Origin of the sequence: Kribbella sp. NPDC048915 (assembly GCF_040649595.1) — a bacterium.
Taxonomy (GTDB): domain Bacteria; phylum Actinomycetota; class Actinomycetes; order Propionibacteriales; family Kribbellaceae; genus Kribbella.
The window spans coordinates 1-2,442 of sequence record NZ_JBEZFT010000153.1 but is presented as its reverse complement, the minus strand read 5'-3'; the positions used below and the strand labels follow the sequence as shown (position 1 = coordinate 2,442).

Here is a 2,442-nt window from a genome sequence, read left to right as displayed (position 1 = left end):
CAAGACCTGGCTCACTGAACGCGAACAGTTGTGGCGCGACGCCGTGGAAGTCGTCGCGATGGACGGCTTCAACGGCTTCAAGACCGCCACCGCTGAGGAACTCCCCGACGCGGTCGCGGTCATGGATCCCTTCCACGTCGTCCGCGTGCGCCATGAGGCGCTGTGTGTGCGGATGGGGGTGAGAGACCTCCATCGCCTGGTCGTCGCAGCGGCCGGGTTGAAGTTGGGGGCAGCCTGAGCCAGGAGGTGCTGGTGAGGGTGGGAAGCAGCCCTGACAAAGCCGGGACGGTCCAGTACTGCCAGATGGGTCGGGTCCGGCGAACGAGGCGGGAAGGTGTAACGAGAGTGAACCAGTGGTTGAACCTCCGTAATCGTGGAACCGGCTCCAATCTGGCGGATCTGGGCCGGGACGCAGTGCACGCCGAACGCACGAACGGGGAGGCGACTTCCGGGTCGGTGATTGATGCCGGTCCGGGAGGCCGCGAGGAAAGCCTGCGGCGTACTCGCGGCGATGCTGCCGGAGTAGAGCTGGGCACCGACCCCGCCGACCGTCACACAGTGAACATGGGAACCCTGTCGTGCCTGCCCCACCCGGTCCGCGGCCAGCAGATCGGCGGGCAGGGCCACCGTCGCCCGATGGGTGCGGCAGGGGGCGGAGCCGTCGTAGTAGTCAGAGGACGGGAAAGCCGTCCACACGACCATTGCACCCCAGGGTGTGGTCATGGCGAAGGACGGCAGCGAGATCGCAGCATAGGTTGTGCAAGGCCAGGAGGTCGCCGGTGAAGACCGACGCGCCGTCCCCTGGGGGCCAGCAATGGCTGAGTCTCAGCGAGGCTCGGGAACGGGTACTGGGGATGCAGACCAAGTTGCACCGATGGTCGGAACGGGATGCCACGGCCCGGTTCGATGACTTGTTCAACCTCGTGGTGGACCCCGCATTCCTGCGCGTCGCGTGGGATCGGGTTGCCGGTAACACCGGGGCACGCTCGGCCGGGATCGACGGGCTGACTGTCCGCGCGATCGAGGCCAGGGATGGGCGGCAGGGCTTCCTGACCGATCTTCGCCTACGGGTGAAGTCGGGCCAGTTCACGCCCTCGCCGGTCAAGCAGCGCAAGATTCCCAAGTCGCCGGGCAAGTACCGGACCCTGGGGATACCGACCGTTGCGGACCGGGTCGTCCAGGCGAGCCTAGTGCTGGTGTTGGAGCCGATTTTCGAGGCCGACTTCCATCCCTCCTCCTACGGGTTCAGGCCCCGGCGGCGGGCATGGGACGCGGTCGCGGAGATACAGATGTTCGCTTCCCGCTCCTATGAGTGGGTCTTCGAAGCAGACATCACGGCATGCTTCGACGAGATCGACCACACCGCCCTGATGGACCGGGTGCGGCGACGCGTCGGGGACAAGCGAGTCTTGGCTCTGGTCAAGGCGTTCCTCAAGGCCGGGGCCCTCAGCGAGGACCAGGTCTTGAGGCGCACCGACACCGGCACACCACAAGGCGGGATCCTTTCCCCGCTGCTGGCCAACATCGCACTGGAAGTGCTCGATGAGCACTTCGCCCGGGTCTGGGAAGCCACCAGCGCGACCCGGGGCGATCGTTCACGCCGACGCCGACAAGGTCAGCCGATCTCCCGGCTGGTCCGTTACGCCGACGACTTCGTCGTCGTGGTGTCCGGGACGCGTGAGCACGCCGAGGCGTTATGGCAGCAGGCCACAGACGTGCTGGCCCCTGTGGGGCTGCGTCTGTCGGAGGAGAAGACCTCTGTTGTCCACATCGATGACGGCTTCGACTTCCTTGGGTTCCGCATCCAGCGGCACCACAAACGAGGAACCGCGAAGTCGTTCGTCTACACCTTCCCGGCCCGCAAGGCGGTCGCCTCGGTCCGTCGGAAGGTCAAGATGATCACTCAGCAAGGCACGAACCAGCCCCTCAGCGAACTGCTGCGGCAACTCAACTCGCTGCTACGGGGCTGGACCCGGTACTTCCAGCACGGGGTGTCCAAGCGGGCCTTCGGCTACCTGCGCCACTACACGTGGTCCCGGGTCGTCGGCTGGCTGCGCAACAAGCACCGCAAGACCGGCCAGAAGGCCCTGCGAGGCCGCTACTCCACCCAGGGATGGTGGCCACACCACGCAGGGGTCGACCTGTTCGACCCCGCAGCAGTAGCGGTCACCCGTTACCGCTACCGGGGCAACATCGCGACACCGTGGGCCGAGCCTGCACCTGCCTGACCAATCGGCACGACCTCGTGGAGAGCCGGATGCGGTGAAAGCCGCACGTCCGGTTCGGGAGGCGGCCCGGGGAAACGGACCGGTCGAAATGACCGGCACCGCGCCCCGGGCCGACCTCACCTGGCCGGCGACGCACTCGACCAGTGCCGACGCCGCATCCAGCAAGCGACCCTGGGCCACCGGGGACGCAAGGGCGACCCGCTCTACGGCGCCA

1 protein-coding gene and 1 pseudogene are annotated in these 2,442 nt (G+C 67.0%); both read left to right on the top strand.

The annotated features are described in order from the left end of the window. Positions 1 to 163 (top strand): annotated as a pseudogene (locus AB0B82_RS35365) (transposase); the annotation flags it as partial. Between the two features lie 616 nt (positions 164 to 779). Beyond that, a complete protein-coding gene (gene ltrA / locus AB0B82_RS35360) occupies positions 780 to 2,228 on the top strand; it encodes a group II intron reverse transcriptase/maturase (RefSeq protein ID WP_360178952.1) in 1,449 nt (482 codons plus the stop codon). The last annotated feature ends 214 nt before the right edge of the window (positions 2,229 to 2,442 follow it).